The organism is Prevotella sp. tc2-28, from assembly GCF_900107705.1.
In the GTDB taxonomy this organism is placed as follows: Bacteria; Bacteroidota; Bacteroidia; order Bacteroidales; family Bacteroidaceae; genus Prevotella.
This window is the reverse complement of sequence record NZ_FNRE01000003.1, coordinates 227,216-244,339: the sequence shown is the minus strand read 5'-3', so window position 1 is coordinate 244,339 and position 17,124 is coordinate 227,216. Positions and strand designations below refer to the sequence as shown.

Below are 17,124 nucleotides of genomic sequence, written 5' to 3'. Positions count from 1 at the left end.
GCAAAATTACAAAAAAATATTATCTTTGCAAGCGATATGATGACAAATAATCCCTCACTTGACTTGGTGGAGTTTGTTGAGACGCAGATTCTGCCTCAATATGCTCAGTTTGATAAGGCTCATAATATGGAGCACGTAACAAGGGTTATCCGTTCTTCACTTGATTTGGCACGTCGTACAGGAGCCGACCTTGACATGGCCTATGCGATAGCTGCTTATCATGACCTCGGACTGACAGGTCCGCGAGCAATCCATCATATTACAAGCGGAAAGATTCTGATGGCTGATGCCAGACTGAAGCGTTGGTTTTCTCCTGAGCAGTTAAAGCTGATGAAGGAAGCCGTCGAAGACCATCGGGCCTCTGCATCACGTGCTCCGCGCAGCATTTACGGGAAAATTGTAGCAGAAGCAGACCGTGATATCGACCCTGAGCTGGTCATACGCCGTACCATTCAGTTTGGACTGTCTAATTATCCGCAATTGGACAAGGAAGGACATTGGCACCGATTCATGAAACACATGGACGAGAAATATTCCGTCAATGGTTATCTGCGCCTTTGGATACAAGGGTCAGAAAACGAGCGCAAACTCAATGAGTTGCGCTCGCTAATCGTGAATCCCTCCAAAATGCGTGAGGTCTTTGACCGTATATTTTCCGAAGAAGCTTAGTTGTAGAAATTCCAGCTGACACCAAAGCGCAACACACGCGTATTGGTAGGATAGTGGGGAGCCAGGAAGTAGCCCTTGTTGCCTGATCCTGCATTCACATGACTCATTGAAACAAAGAATCGTGCACGCTTCAGATGCATGTTGGCATAGACGTCTACAAAGGGATATCCTCCAATCTCCATCCTGCTTTCAGCGTTCTGTTGAACGGCAAACTGTCCAATCTGAGGCAGATAGTCTGGTGCGTTGTATTTTGTGAAGTAGGTAGCACATCCGCCTAACTCCACCAAGAGCACCTTGGCGACTTTGAATTTTAGGAAGAGGTTGGTGAAAACGTTAAAGTCGGGTAGGGGAAGCACGTCTTTGTTGCTAGAATTCTGGTAGGTCAACACATTCTCCCAATTCAGCACGCCCAGCGTAAATGTCTGTTTCAGCTGAGCCGTCAGTACATTGATATTGCCACTCTCCTGAAAAACACCACCTGTCAGTTGCTCGCGACCATTACTCGTTGTCTCATAGCTCATACCATAATAGATATGATTCTGCAACTCGTCGACGGCAATGCGTAACTGGGTATTTGTCTTGTCATAGGAGAACAGTCCCTCCAGGTGCGTATGCGTTTCACCTTTCAAGCTTTGATCCCATTTGAGGTGCTTCGACAAGAAATGCTCATGGAAATAGCTGGGCATCGTACGGTGGAAGAATGCCTTTGCCGCAAGTCGCACGGTGTCACCCAAGAACTTGAAGTTCACATCAGTACTAAAGTCGAGTGCCAACGCACCTTGCTTTCTACCAGCCACGTTTACTTCTGCTCCTACGTTGAAATGGAATGTCCTGCCTTGTGTCTTCGATAGCTGTCCACCCACAGACAATTCACCTTCTGTGTTTTTGCCTAGATGATAGTCGGTGGCGCCATCCATGAGTGCGGGCATCTTGTAATGTTCCATTTCATAAGCGACAAAGCCTTTCAGGCCAGCCTTCATGTATTTGTTGAATCCCTCCAACAATGCCAAGGCGAAGGTATTCTTGATAGAAGTAAACTGGTATTTGTCGTAGATGGCTAATCCGCCAGCCTCGCCTTCATAATTCTTGTCGTAGTACGTGTTGGCATAGTAGTCCTCTGGCGATGTGTGGGCTTGGTAGATGCGGTCGTAGTTGTTCAAGTCCAGGGTGTGGATGATACTTGTCACTGGTACATATTCCCGCTTCATTGTGGCATCGATGGAGTCTTGTATGGCTTTTGCCGCCATCAGACTGTCCATCATTTCCTGCGACTCCACTTTCACACGGGTGCTGTCCGTCGTTATCTCCGTCTTCTTGGAGCCAGGTTCATCACCCATAATCTTTGCATCTGAAGGACGACCCTTGGGAACTTCTGCTACCGGTTCGTTGCCCTTGCGCCCCAATTTTTCATTGCGCATCACACCGCCTTTCTCCTTCATCTCGCGTTCCTCTTTCTTCTTGGCCGACTGTTGGGCAAACTGACGCGCCTTGATTTCTTCTTCAGTCATTTTCACCTTACGGTAAAAGCCGATGTTATAGCGGTGTGACAGAAATAAGTGCTGTGAGTTGTTGCGGTTCCAGTTTTTCGAGAGCACGGTGGGAATTTCCTCCTCTGAATATTGGGTGGTTTCCAATTCCGGATGGGTGATGTAATTATCATTGGTGATACCACCGTTCTCACTGGCCTTACGATGATAGGCTGACCCCAGGAAATGCAATTGGTAACGGTCGCCCACATAAGTCGTGTACAGCGAGGCGCGGAAGTGTGAGTTCGCTTGGTTTTGGTAATATCCTCGCGCATAATAGTAGTCCAGGTCGAATCCTAATCCCAGTTGCTTATTGACATTCACGCCGAACTTGGCATCGATGTGGTCCTCGCCATTCTGCTTGTCACCACAGTTGTCGTAGCTGATATTGGTATAGGGCGACAGGGTGTTCAGATAAAGGAACTGGTCTGGTTCCTTGGTTGTATAGTCATAGGGGTCGATGAAGAAAAACTCGCTGAACTTCTTCCGGTCGATGAAAATACGGTTCTGGCGAGCGGTATAGTTGTTGCCTATAGAATTGTATTCTCCGTATATTCCTGTGTTGTATATCGTGTTCTGATACAGGTGTGGCATGGTGTCCAAGGGCATTTTGGTGATATCGCCAAACCGACGGTCCACAGTCCACGCCCAGACTCCTTTCGGCACTACTTTATTGCTGGCCTTGGTACTGTCTCGCTTGTTCGGGTTGAAGAGATCTGTTTCATTGCCAAAGCCACGTTGTGTAATATTGCCGCTGGCATCCATCTCATTATACACTTGAGCCTGCAATGACGAGGCAATGCAGGCTGTAAGCAGGAGTATTAGGAGTTTTTTATTCTTCATTTTGTTTAATCATTCTGAGTGCTGCCTCCGTGAACTTCACAATCATCGAGGCAAGGATGATGTAGATACCCGTCTCACGGGAATGGTAGAAATAGACTATCAGTCCCACGATGGCGCCAACTATAAAGATAAAGCTCAGCCAATTGCGTAAAACCTTCATGCTCATTTCAGCAACGACTCGAATTTGTTAAACAAAAAGTCCTTGCGGTCGATGGTCTTCCTGCGGAATTTGCCCGAACCAGGATAGAGCTTGGTGTTTTTCTTGTTGACAGCCTCCTTGTCCGTAATCCAATCCTCTGCGGTGTAACGCTCTGGGTTGCGCTCCTCTTCATACAGATAGCGGATATGACTTATCGATACATCTGCACCACCGTCCTTGCACTCGGCCTTGAGCGCATAATAGAAACGGGTGCGGTCCAACACGATGGCTGATGCCTTAAACACGAGCCATTCCTCAAAGCTGGCAGTCAGCACATGCTTCTGGGCGTCTTCTTCAATGAACCGCGTGTTCTCCAACTGGTTCTTTTCCTTCATCATCTTTTGCATGTAGGTATGCAGGATGTCGTAGACCTGAGCAGCAGTCTTGCCAGGAGCAGCGATATGTGTGCTGAATACAACCTTTCCGTCAACCTCGGGAACAGCTCCCCTTAGGTATTTTGCATTGGGGTTTTCTTTTTGCTTTACCACTTCTTCCTGTTGTTCTTCTTCAGGACGTTCCCATGTGTTGTCTTGTGCATACATAACCATGGGTGCCAATGCCAGCAATGATAGGATGAACTTTCTCATAGATATTTGTATTGAAGTTTTTTCGTTGTTGTTATGATGCTGCAAAAGTACAAATAATATTTTTAAAATAGGACATCGGACCTTTCAATTCTACATTTTTTTATTTTTTTAATCCTTCAGCTCCAATTCTTGCTGCAGCCGTACAATTTCGTCACGATACTGGGCAGCCTGCAGGAAGTCCATGTTTTTAGCTGCTTCTTTCATTAGTCGGGTCGTCTCATTGATGCTCTTCTCCAGTTGCTGGCGTGTCATGCGCTCAATAATCGGGTCGGCAGCAAAGGTGACCGTGGCTTTCTTCGTGCTTGTCTCTGGTTTCTGACCGTTGGCTTGTTTTTCTAATTCAACAAGTGATGTGTTCAGCGCCTTCTTGATTTGTGTAGGCGTGATGCCATGTTCCTCGTTGTACTTCATCTGCTTCGAGCGTCTGCGCAGGGTCTCGTCAATGGTCAACTGCATGGATGCTGTAATGTTGTCGGCATACATGATCACCTTGCCGTTGACATTGCGGGCTGCTCGTCCTGCTGTCTGTGTCAGCGAACGATGTGAGCGCAAGAAACCTTCTTTGTCGGCATCAAGGATGGCAACGAGTGACACTTCGGGTAAGTCAAGTCCCTCGCGCAGCAGATTGACACCAACCAATACGTCGTAGGTGCCATTACGCAGGTTCTCTAAGATTTGTACTCGTTCCAGCGTCTTGACCTCGCTGTGGATATAGGCCGTTTGGATACCGTGGTTTAGTAAGAATTCGCTGGTCTCCTCGGCCATGCGCTTGGTCAGCGTCGTCACCAGCACGCGTTCCTTCCTGCTGATACGCGTCTGTATCTCGTCCATCAGGTCGTCAATCTGGTTCTCTGTAGGCCGAACTTCGATGATGGGGTCTAACAGTCCTGTGGGACGTATTAATTGCTCTACCACCACACCCTCGGCTTCGTTCAGTTCGTAGTCTGCGGGTGTTGCTGAGACGTAGATGACCTGGTGCGTCATCTCTTGGAACTCCTCAAAACGTAGTGGACGGTTGTCAAAGGCTGCGGGCAGTCGGAATCCGTATTCTACCAGATTGGTCTTTCTTGCCCGGTCGCCTCCATACATCGCACTGATTTGCGGCACGCTGACATGACTCTCGTCAATGACCATCAGGTAATCCTCGGGGAAGAAGTCCAGCAGACAATAGGGGCGTTCTCCTGCTTCTCGACCGTCAAAATAGCGTGAATAGTTCTCGATACCAGAGCAGTGCCCCAGTTCCTTAATCATCTCCATGTCGTACTCTACACGTTCTTTGATGCGTTGGGCTTTCAGCGAATCACCTTGTTCTTCAAAGAAGGCCACCTGCTTCACCAGGTCGTCCTGTATATGCCGGATGGCGATGTTCGTTTGCTCTTGAGTGGTCATGAAGAGGTTGGCAGGGTATAGCTTGTATTCCTGAAAAGACGCCATGCGTTGCATGGTCATGCTGTCCAGTTCCTCTATCATGTCTATCTCGTCATCCCAGAATGTGACACGTAGAATCACTTCGCTATAGGCTATTGCAATGTCAATGGTGTCACCCTTCACGCGAAAGTTTCCACGCTTCAGTTCCAGGTCGTTTCTGACATAAAGCGAAGTAACCAATTTTCTTAACAGCGCATTGCGGTCTAGAATCTGTCCACGATGAATCTCGATGATGTTCTCGTTGAGCGCAACGGGACTCCCCATTCCGTAAATACAGCTAACCGAAGATACCACAATGACATCTTTCCGTCCTGACATCAAGGCACTTACGGCGCGCAGTCTTAGCCGGTCTATCTCTTCGTTGATGGCTAAGTCTTTTTCTATGTAGACGTCAGTCGTAGGCAGATAAGCTTCCGGTTGATAGTAGTCATAATAACTGACATAATATTCTACTGCATTCTCCGGAAAAAATCCTCGCATCTCTTCATACAACTGGGCTGCCAGCGTCTTGTTATGCGATAAGATGAGCGTCGGTTTGTTCACGTTGGCTATCACGTTGGCCACCGTGAAGGTCTTGCCTGATCCCGTCACGCCCAATAATACCTGTGCCTTGTCACCCCGTTCCAGTCCGTCAGTCAGCTGACGGATGGCCTCCGGTTGGTCACCTGTGGGTTTGTATTTTGATGTTAATTGAAAGTTCATATCATGCAAAAGTACGAAAAATATCCTAATTCGCTGCTAATTTCCCTAATTTTTATCAAAAAACCATTGCTTTTCGCGGGAAAATGATTAATTTTGCACGTCAAAATCGATTGTTGATGAAAAAGAACAATATCATAACGCTCTGCATGGCTGTCCTGTTTACTGGATGTGCTACTGAGTTTAACCGTGTTTATAAGGTTGCCGACAACGCTTATAAGTACGAATATGCCAAAGAATGCTATGCCAAGGGTAAGTTCCAGCAGAGTGCTGCCTTGCTGCAAGAACTGGTCACCGTCCAGAAAGGACGTGGAAATGCCCAGGAGAGCCTTTATATGCTGGGAATGGCACAATACTGCAACCGCGACTACGATGCTGCCAGTGCCACCTTCCGAAAGTATTACAGCAGCTATCCCAAGGGCGACTTTGCTGAGCAGGCTTCTTTCTACATCGGTCAGTCTCTCTACGAGAATGTTCCCGAGCCGCGTTTGGACCAGAGTCCTACGATTGCTGCTATCAATGCCTACCAGAACTTCATTGACAACTATCCTGACTCTCCACGCCGTGAAGATGCCCAGCAGCATCTTTTCGTCTTGCAGGACAACTTGGTTCAAAAGGAATATCTGTCAGCTAAGCTCTATTACAACCTGGGTGGTTATTTCGGTAATATCAACTCCAATACCGAGTCGAACTACGAGTCATGTATCATCACGGCTCAGAACGCCCTCAAGGCTTATCCCTATACGGATTTGCGCGAGAAATTCTCCGTCCTCATCATGAAGAGCAAGTACCAGTTGGCTGAGAATAGCTCTGAGGAAAAGCGCATAGACCGCTATCGTGAGGCTGAGGATGAGTGCTACGGATTCCTCAACGAGTTTCCCGATTCCAAGGAGTGTGAAACTGCTCAGAAATATATCGCAAAATGCAAGCGCATCACCGGCGATTAAATGGTTAAAGTGACAACAGAAAATAGTCAAAACGTAAATAGTCAAACAAATAATAAAGATGGATTACAAGAAATCAAAAGCACCGGTAAACACCGTTACCCGCAACATTATGGATCTTTGTGAAGAGACTGGCAACATCTACGAGAGTGTCGCCATTATCTCTAAGCGTGCCAACCAGATTAGCATTCAGATCAAGGAAGACCTGTCAAAGAAACTGGCAGAGTTCGCTTCCTATAACGATTCTCTCGAGGAGGTCTTCGAGAACCGCGAACAGATAGAGATTTCACGCTATTATGAGAAGCTGCCGAAACCATCACTCCTGGCAACGCAAGAGTTTGTAGAGAACAAGATTTATTGGCGTGATCCTGCCCATGAGGCTCAAATGCAAGCTAACGACTAATCCGGTATGATACAGCGCAAGCAAACGCTATTCCTGCTCGTTGCCGTTATCTTGGGAATGGTACATTTTCAGGCATGGCCCCTTTTCGTGATACAGATTTTCGCATCGGCTATAGCCCTCTACGCCATATTCCTTTATAAGAACCGCAAGCGACAGGCCACCCTCTGTCTGGTAAGCATCGTTGCCAACTTCGCATGGTACATTGCATTGGCAGCGCTTATCCAGCAAGGTAAAGCCGCCGAGCAATTGCCCATCACAGCCTGCTTCCCCATCATTGCAGCCATCCTGTGCTTCTTGGCACGACGAGGCATCATTGCAGATGAAAAGCTAGTCCGCTCAGCTGACCGCATTCGATAAAACTGATACACAAAAGAGGCCGACCACATTGAGTCAGCCTCTTTTTTTTGTCCGTCCCGACGAACTGCCAGTCCGAACGGCTCGGACTGAGAGTCCGAAGCCTACGGACTCCCGGCTACCATTAATACCCAAGGTTATTTTGCAATAACCGTTCCTTATTGATCAATAAGTGTCCCTTATTCGACGCAGAAAAAAGTTTTTTCAAATTTACCCTAACACCCTAACGTCACCCCTCTCAAATGCCGATGTACAGGGCGTTTGAACCACGTTACCCTTTTTAGTTCTCCCTAACGTCTCCCTCACATTTTGGGTAACCTATTACATTTTCACCTTGGGGTTTCAATGATGTGAGTCTCCAGAGGCAAAAACGTTAGGGAGAGGTTAGGGACAACCCTTTGTCCCTAACGTGCTCAAACACCCTGTATATCGTGGTTTGACGCAAAAAGGTTAGGATGTTAGGGTAAAATTGAAATTTCTATTTCTCCGAAAGTAATTTTCGTTACTTTTGGAGAAATTTAATTTCTATTCGGAGTAATTGAAATTACTTTCGGAGAAATGTTGGTTCTTCTCTTACTTAATCACGACCCAGAGCTCTGCTTTATTCTCACTTAATCACGACTTTAACGCTCTTTTGGCCAATCTTTACGATGGCGATAGAGCCAGGTTGTAGGTTCGTATTGATAGTTGCTGCACCACTCTGACTGATAGCTGAACCAGCCTGAGTGCCATTGACGCTATATACATTGACCTGCGTGCCTTCATCTACACCTTGCACGTGAATGGCTCCACCCTCACTTTGAATCAGTACAGCCTGGGCAGGGATGTTGGCGATGCCGTTGGTGATACCTTCCGTCTGTGGTGTAGCATCTATCCAGCAAAGGGTAGCCGTTGCTGTTTCAGAGTTGTCGTAGCCCGACTTGGTGGCATAGACACTGATGGTATAAGTGACGTTTAGCTGCACCTCATTTCCACTTCCAGCCTTGATGTCCGTATCGGTTATGGAGTATTGGCAGACGGCGCCATCTGTAGCACTACTAAACGTTAGTTTTCCATTCTCATAGCTGATGGTAGGCTTCTCGCACTTCTGCGTAGTTGGTGTGTCACCACCGCCCGTTCCTTCTTCAATAAACAGGAAGTCTTTCCAACCATCAGTTGCCTTGTACTTATCTATAGTACCCTTCGGAACATACAGCGTCGCATTATTGAATGTGTTTTGTGTAAAAGTTCTATAATCCGATGTCTTTCCTGTTATCTTAAATGGATTCTCTATCAGAGAAATGATAGTTGGAATATCGACTCCATCGAACGCACGATCTCCAATGCTCGTCACACTATTGCCGATGGTGACGGAGGTAAGGCCAGAGCAATTACTGAACGCATAATATCCAATTCTCGTCACACTGTTGGGGATGGTGATAGAGGTGAGGCCAGAGCAATTACTGAACGCATAAACTCCGATGAACGTCACACTATTGGGGATGGTGACGGAGGTAAGGCCAGAGCAACCCTCGAACGCACGATCTCCAATGCTCGTCACGCTATTGGGGATGGTTAAAGAGGTAAGGCTAGAGCAACCATGGAATGCGCGTTCTCCTATAGTCGTCACGCTATTGGGGATGGTGAAGGAGTTAAGGCTAGAGCAACCATGGAACGCATCATTTCCAATGCTCGTCACGCTGTTGGGGATGGTGACGGAGGTGAGGCCAGAGCAACCAGAGAACGCACTATTTCCAATGCTCGTCACACTGTTGGGGATGGTGACGGAGGTGAGGCCAGAGCAACCAGAGAACGCACTACCTCCAATGCTCGTCACACCATTGGGGATGGTGATAGAGGTAAGGCTAGAGCAATCAGAGAACGCAGAATTTCCAATGCTCGTCACCTTGCGTGTCCTGTTCATGTAGTTTACTTCCTCAGGGATAACAACATTGCCTTGATATTCGTTTGAATAATAATTGTATTTAGCCCCCTTAAAGGTGACTGATAGTTCCGTACCATTATTAGTGTAGTTGTAATAAATAGTCACACCATCGGCATTCTGAACTTCAATGTCGTGAGCATTCGCCACCAAAGGTAGCAAAATCATAGCGAGTAAAAGTAGTTGTTTTTTCATAATCATCATAGTTTTAATATTGTTTTTAGATTGAATATATACAAAAAGAAAACGTGGACTACTTACTTCGTCTACGTTGTTCAGGTATCGGCAAACACCTAGTTTCTTAAACGAGTAAAAGCCCACGCCATCAGGCGCGAACTCCAACTTCAGTTCTTGAAACTGTTTGTGAAATTTTGCCGATTTCGAACAACAAGAATCTAAAAGTGGATATTCATCCTATATGTCCTTTTTAAATTTATATCTTTCTTCAGCCCATAGGCAACTATCGTTTTAGGGGTTAAACATTATTGTTCTGCTTGCAAAGATAGTAAAAGATTCTGGAACGGCAAAGAATTTGATGAAAAATATGGTAATATGGCAAAATGCAAAAATTTGGCATATTGATGAATTAAGTAAGTGAAGAACTGAAAACAAATTTGGTTATCTCATGGATTCTTTGTAAATTTGTGGGCTAAAAGAAAAAAGGTATGGGAGATTTCGATGATAGTTTGTTGGCGCAACTGAACGAGAGTCAGCGGGAGGCGGTGGTATATTGCGACGGTCCACAGCTGGTGATTGCCGGTGCTGGTTCGGGAAAGACGCGTGTGCTGACGTATAAGATAGCCTATTTGCTAGCGCAGTACAATATGGCTCCGTGGAATATTCTCGCGCTGACGTTTACCAACAAGGCCGCACGTGAGATGAAGGAGCGCATAGGCAGACTGGTTGGCCAAGAGCGTGCTATGCGTCTGCAGATGGGAACGTTCCACTCGGTATTCGCCCGCATTTTGAGGGCTGAGGCTGAGCAGATTGGTTTTGGCTCCAATTTCACTATCTATGACCAGTCGGACTCTCGTTCGCTGGTGAAGAGCATCATCAAGGAAATGCAACTTGACGACAAGGTGTACAAGGCTGCTTCGGTGGCTGACCGTATATCGATGGCGAAGAACCACTTGCTGCTCCCTCAGCAGTATGCCGTCAGTTCGTGGTCGAAGGATGATATTCAGCATAAGCGCCCCATGGTGACTAATATATATAATAGGTACGCGGAAAGATGCCGACAGGCGAATGCGATGGACTTTGACGACCTGCTGGTATATACTTTCGTGCTGCTGAGAGACCACGAGGACATTCGCCAGAAGTATGTGGAGCGATTCCAATACGTGCTGGTGGACGAGTATCAGGATACGAATTTTGCGCAACAGGCCATCGTGCTGCAACTGACCAAGGAGCATGGACGCGTCTGTGTGGTTGGCGACGATGCACAAAGTATCTATAGTTTCCGTGGGGCTAACATTGACAATATCCTGGACTTCCAGAAGCAGTACAATGGTGCGAAGTTGTATAAGCTGGAACAGAACTACCGTTCGACACAACTTATCGTGCAGGCTGCCAACAGCTTGATACGCAAGAACGAACGGCAGATTCACAAGGATGTGTTCAGCGAGAATGAACAGGGCGAGCGCCTGACCTTGAAACCCGCCTACAGCGATAAGGAGGAGGCAATCATCGTGTGCAACGATATCAAACGGTTACGCAGGCAGGATAGGTGTGAGTATAGTGATTTTGCCATTCTCTACCGTACGAATGCCCAGAGCCGTTCGTTCGAGGAACAGATGCGCAAGGATGGTATTCCATATCGTATCTATGGAGGCTTGAGCTTCTATCAGCGCAAGGAGATCAAGGATGTGATAGCCTATTTCCGCGTGGTGGCAAACCCCAATGACGAGGAGGCTTTGCGACGCATCATCAACTATCCGACTCGTGGCATCGGAGATACAACGGTGGGTAAGATTGTAGAGACAGCCAACGCAAACAATGTCAGCCTGTGGCAGGTCATCAGTCAGCCAATCGTCTTCGACTTGAAATTGGCCAAGGGAACGCTGACGAAACTGGAGGCGTTCAAACAGCTGATAGAGGGATGGCGTGAGCGCATTGATAAAGAGGATGCCTACGAACTGGGTCACAGCATCATTATGGAGAGTGGCATCAGCAAGGATATCTATAGCTCGAACAACCCGGAGGACTTGTCGCGACAGGAAAATCTGGAGGAATTCCTGGGCGGTATGCAGGACTTTGTGGAGAGTCGCAGAGAGGAAGGCCGCGAGGAGGAACTGGGACTGAGTGACTTCTTGCAGGAGGTGGCCTTGCTGACCGACCTGGACAGTGAGGGTGACGAGGAACAGCCTAAGGTGACGTTGATGACCATTCACTCAGCCAAGGGCTTGGAGTTCCCTACTGTGTTTGTCGTCGGCTTGGAGGAGAATATCTTCCCGTCACCCATGTGTGTGAACTCTGCCCGTGAGTTGGAGGAAGAGCGTCGTCTGCTGTATGTGGCCATCACGCGTGCGGAGAAACATTGCATTCTGACCTGTGCGCAGAACCGCTTTCGCTATGGTAAGATGGAGTATGACACCCCGTCGCGATTCATCAAGGATATTGACCCGAGTCTGCTGCGGGTAGAAGGAAATTCGGGCTTGCCTGGTATGAGCAGCCGTACGACAGCACCGAGCTTTGGCAGTTCCGCAAGTTACCGTCGTCCCGTTCAGAACCCACGCCCTGTTGCCACCCAGTTTATGGCAGAACCGAAACCTCGTCTGGTGCCTGTCCGTCAAGAGGCGCCACGCGCCCAGTCAGCCATCGGCAATATTGGCTTGCAAGAAGGTAACGTCATTGAGCACCAGCGTTTTGGCATTGGCAGGGTGATAAAGATTGAAGGCTCAGGCGAGAACACCAAAGCCACCGTGGAGTTCAAGAATGCAGGCACAAAGCAACTGCTCTTGAAGTTTGCGAAATATACGATTGTCGGATAGGCAACCGCTAGGAGTCAGATACTATAAGGCATCATCCTCTGGACGTTCCGGAAGATGATGCTTTATTTTGGGCAGATGCTTCTTCTTACGCAGATAGGCTGCCTTGCGCGCTTCGTACTCCTCGTAGTGCTTTTCCAGGAAATTATCTGCCATCAGTCATATCCTCTGTTGTAGATGATACTGATGCGTACGGGCTGGTGCTTGTTGGCTTTTCCGCCTACCAGTCTTACGCTGTTGATGTTCATCTCGTTGGAAACGGTAGCCACAGTTGTCGTTGTTGTAGAAGAACCTGTCGTCTCCACCTGTACGGGAATAAGTATCACCTTGTTCCAGTTGGGCGTCTTGTTGCGTTGTGCCCACATGTGGTTAATCAGCGCGGAGAGGTTGTTGAATGTATAGGTCTTGTACGTTGAGTTGAACGTGGCCAGATAAGATGTCTTGTTGTTGGGCATGCCGTTACGTTCGAAGAAGCTGTAAAGGCTGTCGCTTGGCACCATCAGCAGGTTGGTGGGCTCCTCCAATACATAGTCGCTGAAATCGTTCTTCTCCGTCATTCGGCTGAAAACGATGCGTGCAGAGGTCAGTGAGTCGCTTTCATGTCCCATCTTGATGTTTTCGACGGGCAGTGTAACCTCCGTACAGATGCCCGCAGGCGTCTTCAGATAGGTACATTCGTCGTCTTCAACCAAGGGGTCGATGCGTGTCTTGTCGTTGGTGATATGGGTAGTTTGCAATACCTCCTCCGTTCCGTTGAAATTGCGGCTTACTGAGTAGATTACGTCACCGATGGAGTAGTGGTAGAAAACCCTTAGCTGGGTGTAGGCGACTTCCGACATAACGCCCAGTCCGTCAATGCATTTGAAGTAGAACCCCGGGCATACCTTACGGATAAAGGTCTGGGAATTCTTGAAATACTCCGGATGCTTATAATAGGTCTCCATGATATAAGTACCGTAGTTCATATAGCTATTGCCATCCTTGTCGATGTATGTCTTGTTCAAGGGGACGTCAATGCTTTCGTAATAACCTTTTGTTCGGTAAACGTTGCGCAGACTGTCACTATTAGTCAGGTCGACCATCGAGTAGACGTAGTCTTGTTCAATGGCATAGTCGTCCTGACGGATATAGCCTTTCTTCTCAGGATCGAAGTTGGTGTAGTAGATAACCCCTTCTTCCACGGGCTTGCCCAGTTCCATCATTCTCAGTTTCATGGCAGCCAGCGAGTCGCCTTGATAGCTGTTGATAACGATGGAGACATAGCAAGAGTCGGCATATCCCGGGAACTCGGCTCCCTTTTCTATCATTTCGTCAACGTCGGGGAACAGTTTAGATGCTTGGTTGTCCAGTATGTTGAACTGGGTCATGTAGTCGCTAGTGATATAGGAACCCGTCTCTGGGTCTTTCAGTCGACCGAGGTAACTATAAACGCTGTTGGACAGTACGGAGTCGAGTTTGATGGAGCGGGTAGCCACGTCAAAGGTGTCCGTCAGCACGTCATATTGGTCTGCCTCTATGGTCAGCGTGTTGCCTAATGTGCTGGTATTGTCACTACATGAAACGATTGCCGCTGTCGTGAGCGCAATCGCTGCAAGAATCAGTTTTCTCATCATTGAAGTGTCTTTATCTTAATGATATTATCCTTGAATATGTTGTATGATATCTTTTATATCTTCTCGTAGAACTCCTCGTAGGCATTCTGGAAATCCTCTCCGGGATAGGCCAGGGTTGGGATGTTCTTGTCAGCGGCATATTTCATCAGGCTCTCGCTGACATTCTGATGGGCTGCTATCACGCCGTCGCTGTAATCAATAGCCAGTTTGTTTAACTCTTCGAAGTCGAACCGGTCGTTGTAGTTTTTCAGCAGCGAAGCCTTGGCGTCGCGGAACTCAATGCATTGCTTGAAGTTCTCGTCAAGCTGCGAGTTCATCGTTGTGGGGAATAGCGAGGTGACTACCTTCGTACTGGCGAAAGAGGGCTCCTCATGATAGGCTGTTTTCACGTAGAGGGGAACAATGGCACTCATCCATCCCTGGACGTGGATGATGTCGGGCACCCAACGCAGTTTCTTTACCGTCTCGAGGACACCACGTGCAAAGAAGATGGCGCGCTCACCGTTGTCAGCGTAGTCTTCGCCATTCTCATTGACCGTCATTTGACGTTTTGAGAAATAGTCGTCATTGTCAATGAAATAGACCTGTATACGTGTCTGGGCGATGGAAGCCACCTTGATAATCAAGGGGTGATCGGTATCGTCGATAATCAGATTCATTCCTGAGAGTCGTATCACCTCATGCAGTTGACCGCGACGCTCATTGATATTACCCCATTTGGGCATAAACGTGCGAATCTCGTGCCCATTCTCCAGCATAGCCTGGGGAAGTGCTTTTCCCATAAGTGACAAGTCGCTATCGGGTACATAGGGAACAATCTCTTGATTGATGAACAGTATCTTCTTTGCCATATTATAGTATTTAACCTTTGCAAAGATACGAATTTTATTTCACAAAACCACAAAAACGTGCATATTTTAGTTTTTTTAGGCTTGAATTTGGCATATTTTCACGATATTTTTTCCTTATTTGATAAAAATGTTGTTATTTTGCACCCGCTAAGAGACAATGCGAAAATCGTTAATGCATCAATGATAAAAGTTTTTAATAAGATTGCGGATCTGCAAAATCAGTTGTTTGACGACCGCAAGCAAGGAAAGGAAATAGGGCTTGTTCCTACAATGGGCGCCCTGCATGAGGGACACGCATCACTCGTAAGACGTAGTGTTGCCGAGAACGGGATAACAGTAGTTTCTGTGTTTGTTAATCCTACACAGTTTAATGACAAGAATGACCTGAAGAACTATCCTCGTACGTTGGAAGCCGACTGCCAACTGCTTGAACAGTGTGGTGCAGACTATGTGCTGGCTCCTTCTGTGGAGGAGATGTATCCAACTCCAGATAACCGTCATTTCGAATATCCTCCGGTGTCTACCGTGATGGAGGGAGCCCATCGCCCTGGCCATTTCAATGGTGTTTGTCAGGTAGTCAGTCGTCTGTTTTACATCGTGAAGCCTACAAGGGCCTATTTCGGAGAGAAGGACTGGCAGCAGATAGCCGTTGTCAAGGCTATGGTGCGCCACCTGGGAATACCTGTACAGATTGTGGAATGTGACATTGTCCGTGATGATGACGGACTGGCCCGCAGCAGTCGTAACACCTTGCTGTCCAAGGAGGAACGTGCTATCGCTCCGAACATCTACAAGGCGTTGAAGTCCAGTCTGGCTTATGCCAAGAAGCACACGGTGAAGGAGACTCATGACAAGGTCGTTGCTGACATCAATGCGGTGGATGGTTTGGATGTGGAGTATTTCTCTATCGTCGATGGAAACACGTTGCAAGATGTGGAAAATTGGGATGATACCCCTTATGTGGTTGGCTGTATCACCGTCTACTGCGGAAAGACACCTATCCGACTCATTGACCACATCAAGTATAAGGAGTAATTTGTCAAACCGTAAATTGTCAAAGAGAAGATAAAGATGATGATAGAAGTGTTGAAGTCTAAGCTTCACTGTGTTACGGTGACTGAGGCTAATCTCAACTATATGGGCAGTATCACGATTGACGAGGATCTCATGGATGCTGCAAACCTGATTGCCGGCGAGAAGGTTCAGATTGTGGACAACAACAATGGTGAGCGTTTCGAGACCTATATCATAAAAGGTGAGCGGGGCTCTGGGTGTATCTGTCTGAATGGAGCTGCTGCCCGTAAGGTGCAGGTGGGTGATGTATGTATCATCATCTCCTATGCAATGATGGATTTCGAGGAAGCCAAGCAGTTTGAGCCTACTGTGGTTTTCCCAGGAGAAGGTAATAAGTTGTAAACAGAGTGCTATCAACAAAAAAGCCGCCCGGTAATCATCGAGCGGCCTTTTTTTATCGTTGTTGATTATTCTATCACGACCAGTGCATCGTCTTCCATGACGCTTTGGCCAGGCTTTACACAGATTGCTGTCACCTTGCCGGCTTTCTCGGCCTCGATGTTGTTGGCCATCTTCATAGCCTCCAACACAAGCAGGGTGTCGCCAACATTCACCTCGTCGCCAACCTGTACGTTGATGGCGGTGATAACGCCAGGCAGCGGGGCCTTGATGGCATTGTTGGTGTTGACATTAGCACTTGACGAACTTGAACTGGCAGGCTCACTTGCCTGAGCAGCAACAGGGCGAACGACAACCTTCTTTTCCTCAACGGGTTCCGGTTCCATTTCTACCTTGTATTCTTCACCGTTCACCGTCACAGTGGCGATGTTTTCTGTGATATCACCAATGGCAACTTCGTATTTGTTGCCGTTGATAGTGTACTTATAATCTTTCTTCATTTTTTCTTGTTTACTTGTTTTCCTTTTCAGGGATGTGCGGTCATAGTCTGGGCATAGCCATTCCACTGAGTCTGCTTCTCATTGATCGTAATGATGCCAGGCTCCTTGTCGTGGACGTTGTTGCCCTTGAACTCATGCAGTGCCAATGCTATGGCAGCATAAACTTCGTTCTTCATACAATATTACG

17 protein-coding genes are annotated in these 17,124 nt (G+C 47.4%); 7 read left to right on the top strand and 10 right to left on the bottom strand.

Going from position 1 to position 17,124, the window contains the following annotated elements:
- The first annotated feature begins 36 nt into the window (after positions 1-36).
- Entirely contained in the window at positions 37-669 is a 633-nt protein-coding gene (locus tag BLU47_RS04320) for an HD domain-containing protein (RefSeq protein ID WP_091958899.1), read from the top strand.
- Here BLU47_RS04320 and BLU47_RS04315 read toward each other — a convergent pair.
- From BLU47_RS04315 to uvrB, 4 genes are all read right to left on the bottom strand, one after another.
- The gene (locus BLU47_RS04315) at positions 666-3,038 is read right to left on the bottom strand and encodes a putative porin (protein WP_091958896.1); all 2,373 of its coding nucleotides are present in this window, start codon (positions 3,036-3,038) and stop codon (positions 666-668) included. The genes BLU47_RS04320 and BLU47_RS04315 overlap by 4 nt on opposite strands.
- A complete protein-coding gene (locus BLU47_RS14705) occupies positions 3,028-3,198 on the bottom strand; it encodes a hypothetical protein (RefSeq protein ID WP_176780430.1) in 171 nt (56 codons plus the stop codon). Before BLU47_RS14705 ends, BLU47_RS04315 begins: the two co-directional genes overlap by 11 nt.
- Before the next feature lie 2 nt (positions 3,199-3,200).
- A complete protein-coding gene (locus BLU47_RS04310) occupies positions 3,201-3,824 on the bottom strand; it encodes a DUF4468 domain-containing protein (protein ID WP_143025460.1) in 624 nt (207 codons plus the stop codon).
- A 108-nt stretch (positions 3,825-3,932) separates the two neighbouring features.
- A complete protein-coding gene (gene uvrB, locus BLU47_RS04305) occupies positions 3,933-5,954 on the bottom strand; it encodes an excinuclease ABC subunit UvrB (RefSeq protein ID WP_091958890.1) in 2,022 nt (673 codons plus the stop codon).
- A gap of 116 nt (positions 5,955-6,070) precedes the next feature.
- Here uvrB and BLU47_RS04300 point away from each other — a divergent pair, with 116 nt between their 5' ends.
- The 3 genes from BLU47_RS04300 to BLU47_RS04290 are packed head-to-tail and all read left to right on the top strand — an operon-like array spanning position 6,071 to position 7,655.
- Positions 6,071-6,898 (top strand): outer membrane protein assembly factor BamD, encoded by an 828-nt coding sequence (locus tag BLU47_RS04300; protein WP_091958887.1) that lies wholly within the window; start codon positions 6,071-6,073, stop codon positions 6,896-6,898.
- A 58-nt stretch (positions 6,899-6,956) separates the two neighbouring features.
- Positions 6,957-7,298, top strand: coding sequence for a DNA-directed RNA polymerase subunit omega (locus BLU47_RS04295; protein WP_091958884.1), 342 nt, complete (start codon positions 6,957-6,959; stop codon positions 7,296-7,298).
- 6 nt (positions 7,299-7,304) lie between these two features.
- Entirely contained in the window at positions 7,305-7,655 is a 351-nt protein-coding gene (locus BLU47_RS04290) for a DUF4293 domain-containing protein (protein ID WP_091958881.1), read from the top strand.
- A 604-nt stretch (positions 7,656-8,259) separates the two neighbouring features.
- Here the strand turns inward: BLU47_RS04290 and BLU47_RS04285 are convergent.
- Positions 8,260-9,768, bottom strand: coding sequence for a leucine-rich repeat domain-containing protein (locus tag BLU47_RS04285; protein ID WP_143025463.1), 1,509 nt, complete (start codon positions 9,766-9,768; stop codon positions 8,260-8,262).
- A gap of 470 nt (positions 9,769-10,238) precedes the next feature.
- Between BLU47_RS04285 and BLU47_RS04280 the strand changes: the two genes are divergently transcribed.
- Entirely contained in the window at positions 10,239-12,563 is a 2,325-nt protein-coding gene (locus tag BLU47_RS04280; protein ID WP_091958875.1) for an ATP-dependent helicase, read from the top strand.
- Positions 12,564-12,584: 21 nt separating this feature from the next.
- Here BLU47_RS04280 and BLU47_RS04275 read toward each other — a convergent pair whose 3' ends face one another.
- The 3 genes from BLU47_RS04275 to BLU47_RS04265 are packed head-to-tail and all read right to left on the bottom strand — an operon-like array spanning position 12,585 to position 15,024.
- Positions 12,585-12,716: a dehydrogenase gene (locus BLU47_RS04275; protein WP_091958872.1), complete on the bottom strand. Its 132-nt coding sequence runs from the start codon at positions 12,714-12,716 to the stop codon at positions 12,585-12,587.
- The gene (locus BLU47_RS04270; RefSeq protein ID WP_176780448.1) at positions 12,716-14,170 is read right to left on the bottom strand and encodes a DUF4270 domain-containing protein; all 1,455 of its coding nucleotides are present in this window, start codon (positions 14,168-14,170) and stop codon (positions 12,716-12,718) included. Before BLU47_RS04270 ends, BLU47_RS04275 begins: the two co-directional genes overlap by 1 nt.
- Before the next feature lie 56 nt (positions 14,171-14,226).
- Positions 14,227-15,024, bottom strand: a complete 798-nt coding sequence (locus BLU47_RS04265; protein ID WP_091958866.1) for a glycogen/starch synthase — start codon at positions 15,022-15,024, stop codon at positions 14,227-14,229.
- Between the two features lie 183 nt (positions 15,025-15,207).
- Between BLU47_RS04265 and panC the strand changes: the two genes are divergently transcribed.
- Together panC and panD are read left to right on the top strand one after the other, a co-directional pair.
- Entirely contained in the window at positions 15,208-16,059 is an 852-nt protein-coding gene (gene panC, locus BLU47_RS04260; RefSeq protein ID WP_091958975.1) for a pantoate--beta-alanine ligase, read from the top strand.
- 36 nt (positions 16,060-16,095) lie between these two features.
- Positions 16,096-16,440 carry an aspartate 1-decarboxylase gene (gene panD / locus BLU47_RS04255; RefSeq protein ID WP_091958863.1) on the top strand — a complete coding sequence of 115 codons (345 nt, stop codon included), beginning with the start codon at positions 16,096-16,098 and terminating at the stop codon, positions 16,438-16,440.
- 65 nt (positions 16,441-16,505) lie between these two features.
- Here panD and BLU47_RS04250 read toward each other — a convergent pair whose 3' ends face one another.
- Both BLU47_RS04250 and BLU47_RS14700 read right to left on the bottom strand, forming a co-directional pair.
- Positions 16,506-16,937 (bottom strand): biotin/lipoyl-containing protein, encoded by a 432-nt coding sequence (locus tag BLU47_RS04250; RefSeq protein WP_091958860.1) that lies wholly within the window; start codon positions 16,935-16,937, stop codon positions 16,506-16,508.
- 26 nt (positions 16,938-16,963) lie between these two features.
- A complete protein-coding gene (locus tag BLU47_RS14700) occupies positions 16,964-17,113 on the bottom strand; it encodes a hypothetical protein (RefSeq protein WP_176780447.1) in 150 nt (49 codons plus the stop codon).
- Between the last annotated feature and the right edge of the window lie 11 nt (positions 17,114-17,124).